Origin of the sequence: Nguyenibacter vanlangensis (assembly GCF_013376155.1) — a bacterium.
GTDB classification, from domain to species: Bacteria; Pseudomonadota; Alphaproteobacteria; order Acetobacterales; family Acetobacteraceae; genus Gluconacetobacter; species Gluconacetobacter vanlangensis.
Genome location: NZ_JABXXP010000255.1, coordinates 1 through 3,972 on the forward strand (window position 1 = coordinate 1; position 3,972 = coordinate 3,972).

Genomic DNA, 3,972 nt, shown 5'->3' on the forward strand with positions numbered 1-3,972 from the left:
CCCGGCAGCGCGGCCAGTCGCGCCCTCCAGGGCCCAGGCGGCGCCCCCGCCCTTATGCTCCCCGCCCCGTCGCTCCCCGCCCTTTCGCTCCCCACTCTTTCGCTCATCGGCGCCCCGCCAGGACATAGGTGCGCGTAACCCCCGCCTGCGGCATGAAGAAACTGCCGCGCTCACGAAACAGGAAACGCTGCCGCAGCAGGTGATAGACCGTCTCGGTCACCTGGATCGTGCCGATTTCCGGCGCACCGTAGGCCATCATTTCGGCCATGCCGATGGCATCGCCCCAGATGTTGAAGGCCCGTGGCTCCTGCCCCAGCAATCCGCCGAAGACCGGTCCGACATCGATCCCCATGCGGAACACGGGCTCCAGGTCCGCCTCGGCCAGGACCGACAACGCGGCCTCGCGCATCGCCAGGGCGGCGTTGGCCATCCGCTCCGCGGCCCCCGGATCGGGCGTCCGGCTGCAGCCGGCGACGCAGACCAGCCGGTGGCCCAGCATCTTGATCGCGTACAGGCCGCAGCGATGCGCGACGTCCTGCAGGCGCACCGCCAGCGTCTCGACCAGCGCCATCATTTTCGCCGGATCGGCGCGCGCCGACACGATCAGGTCCGAAAACGTGATGACCATGACCGCCACCGCCGGGAACAGCCCGGCCGGCATGGCCTCCCCCTCCACCGGAACAGCGCCGCCCGGCGGGACCAGGAAGCCGCTGCCGAATGCATGATCCGCTTCCTCGGCGGACGGTCCGCCGGCCCGTTCGCCGGATGCCAGCTCGGCGGCCGCCGCCGCCACGGCGTCATAACGCTGCGCCGAAAAACGCGCGGCCACGATCCCGGCACTCATGGCGATGAAATGCGATGCGGCGACGGCACGCGGCGCGTCCTCCAGCGTGATCACCCCGACCGGTCCCGACGCCCCCTGCACCGGCACCAGCGACAGCCCGCGGCTGCCGAAGGCCCGCATGAACAGCAGGTGGAAACTGGCGGTGCGCGCATCCGCCGCCGCATCGGCGACGTGGATCGCATCGCCATGCGCCACGGCGTCGAAGAAGGATTCAAGCTGGCTCCGCGACAGTTCGAACCCGCCGGAATGCGCATCCTGCCGCGAATCGTAGGAATCGACGCACAGCAGCGTCCCTCCGTCATGCATCAGCCGCCAGATCGCCACCCGTCGCGCGTGCGACAGTTCGGCCATGCCATGGGTCAGGATCAGCGCGTCGTCCGTCGGGTCGAACAGGTTGGGATAGCCGGCCACCGCCTGCAGCGCCTGGCTCTCGCGTCCCGACGCGGCACGCGCCTGCTCAAGCTGTTCCGCCAGCCGGTCGCCGCGCCGCCCCTGGCGGAACAGCAATATCCCCAGCACGCCGGCCAGCGCCACGATCAGCAGCGAGAACACCAGGTTCTGCCGCCCGTCGGCGAGGGCGAAATTCGCGAAATCGCTCTCGGGCGCAACCAGCAGCAGCACCCATTTCCGCGCGGTCACCGGCAGGGGGGCGGCAATGGAAATGAAGTTGCGCTTGCCGCTTCGGACCGTATGCGGCCCGTATCCTTCCACGCGATATACGTCGAAAGCCTGCGCCAGGATCGGATAGGTCCCGGGGTCGAGCACCATCTTCGCCGGGTCCCAGCCGGCCTTCTTGGCCACGTCCACCATATGGCGGCCCGCCAGCAGGTGCCCGTCCTGGTCCAGGATCAGCGCGTGCCCGCTCTGTCCGATCTTCAGCGAATCCAGGAAATTGGTCAGTTCGTTCAGCGACAGATTGACCGCGAAGACATAATGCCGCCCGTCCAGGGTCTGGAATGCGATCGAAGCCGTGATGATCAGTTGGCCGGTCTGCGCAATCAGATAGGGGTCGGACCAGTAAAGCTGCCCCGACCGCACCGCGCCCCGATACCACGGGCGCGTCCGCGGGTCGAAGCCGCCGGTCGGGTTGCTCTCGGTGCGCAGCGGCCGGTCCTGCGCGTCACGGAACTGATGCACGAACTGCGCGCCGGCCCCCAGTCCCGTCAGTTCCGTGGTTTCCAGCCCCTGCCCCTTGGGATCGCGCTCGACCAGCGCGAAATGCCCATCCGCGTCGGCCAGGTAGAAGGAATGGATCTGCGGCACGTGGCGCAGCATGCTGCCGCCATAGGAATTGAAGATCCTGCCGGTCACATCCTGGGCGCCATGTTCCAGCAGGTCGCGGGCGATCACCGTCCCGGCGGACGCGGGCGAAAGATAATCCCCGACTTCCTGCGCGATGTAATCCTGCTGGCTGACCAGCAGGTCGTGAGTCAGCGACAGCGCGCCGTCACGGATGACGCGATAGGAATGCACCCCGATCGCGGCAATAACCGCGATGACCAGCGCCACGCCCAGGATGGGCACGCCGACCTGCAGCAGGACACGCCGCATTTGGTCCGACCGTGCATCGGCCGGATCCACGATCTCGTCAGCGGACAATGCTCTCTTCCCGGTCTGCCATGGCGCCGCGCCCCGTCATGGTACGACCATAGGCCATTGGAAACGCAAGCGCCAAGACCGCCGTGTCCCACCGGCCCCGTGGCCGCCCCCTGGCCCGTTCACGCCGACCAGATCGGGTCCTTGATCTTCTCCAGGAAACGCGCGTGCGCCGCCAGTTCCGCCTCGCTCGGCACGATCGGGCGGGGCACGCGCGCCGCGGCCCCGGCATAGCTGTACGTCGCCTGAACCGCGCCGCCATCCTCGACCGTCAGCCCCAGCCCGCGCTGCCGGCCGCCCCTCAGTTCCAGATAGACGTCGGCCAGCAGCCGGCAGTCCAGCAGCGCGTTGTGGGTGGTGCGTGCCGACAGGTCGATGGAAAAGCGGCGGCACAGCGCATCCAGGCTGTTCGGCAGGCCCGGAAACCGCTCGCGCGCGATATCCAGCGTATCGACCATCCGCTCCAGCGCCAGGACGGGCAGGCCCGCGCGCTGCAGCTCGGCGTTCAGAAAGCCGAAATCGAAGCGCGCGTTATGGGCGATCATGTCGTCCTGGCCGATGAAGTCCAGGAATGAAGCCGCGACCTCGTGAAAGCGCGGCTTGCCCTCCAGGTCGGCCAGTGTAAAGCCATGCACCCGCGACGCTTCCTCGGGGATGTCCCGGTCGGGATGGACCAGCACATGGTAATGCTGCCCGGTCGGCAGGTCGTCGATCAGCTCCAGCGCGGCGATTTCGATCACCCGGTCCCCGTTCGCGGGGTCCAGTCCGGTCGTTTCCGTATCAAACAGGATCGAACGCTTCATCTCTTCCTCTCCGCCGCGCGCAGGCGGGCGACCAGCCGCCGCACGCGCCGCACCGTATCCCCGCGCGACAGGCCGGTCAGGATGACATCATCCGCCCGCCGCCGCTTTTCGCGATCCGGCATCTGCCGGGCGATCAGCGCCGCCGCCTGGTCGGCCGAAACGTGGCGCCGCCTGGCGATCCGGCTGATCTGCACATCCCGGGGTGCCGACACCACCGCCACCCGGTCGCAGGCCCGATCGCCCCCGGTCTCGAACAGCAGCGGAATATCCAGCACCGCCCAGGACCGGCCGCGCCGCCTGGCCCGCGCCAGAAACCGCATGCGCTCCTGCCGCACCATCGGATGGATGATCCGCTCCAGGCCCCGCATGATCTGGGGGTAATCGAATTCCATCAGCACGTCGGCGCCGCAGATCCCCAGTTGCGCGCCGCCGAAGGCGACGAAGGTCGCGACGTCGAACGACCGCACCCGCACCACGTCCAGCATCGGGTCGTTGGTCGGAAAGCGCAGCCGGCGGCTGCCCTCGTCCAGGCAGTCGGCGGCCGGCAGGATGCCGGCGCCGGCCAGCAGCGGGGACGCGGCCTTCAGGATGCGCCCCTTCGGCAGGGCAAGGACCAGCTTCGTGTCCGGGATCGGGGCGGTCATGCACTCTCCAGCAGCTTCGAAACGCGCCCCGGGGCCGCCACGTTTCCGGGGCGGCCTGGCCCCATCCGCCGGGCGCGGGCGCCAT

The 3,972-nt window shown here is 68.9% G+C and carries 3 protein-coding genes; all 3 read right to left on the reverse strand.

The features are described 5' to 3' along the window. Positions 1-103 precede the first annotated feature (103 nt). Positions 104-2,443, reverse strand: a complete 2,340-nt coding sequence (locus HUK84_RS11830) for an adenylate/guanylate cyclase domain-containing protein (protein WP_176640473.1) — start codon at positions 2,441-2,443, stop codon at positions 104-106. A 119-nt stretch (positions 2,444-2,562) separates the two neighbouring features. Continuing rightward, positions 2,563-3,243 (reverse strand): DNA polymerase III subunit epsilon, encoded by a 681-nt coding sequence (gene dnaQ, locus HUK84_RS11835; protein WP_176640474.1) that lies wholly within the window; start codon positions 3,241-3,243, stop codon positions 2,563-2,565. After that, positions 3,240-3,887, reverse strand: a complete 648-nt coding sequence (locus tag HUK84_RS23230; protein ID WP_246285642.1) for a dephospho-CoA kinase — start codon at positions 3,885-3,887, stop codon at positions 3,240-3,242. The genes dnaQ and HUK84_RS23230 overlap by 4 nt, the downstream gene beginning before the upstream one ends. Between the last annotated feature and the right edge of the window lie 85 nt (positions 3,888-3,972).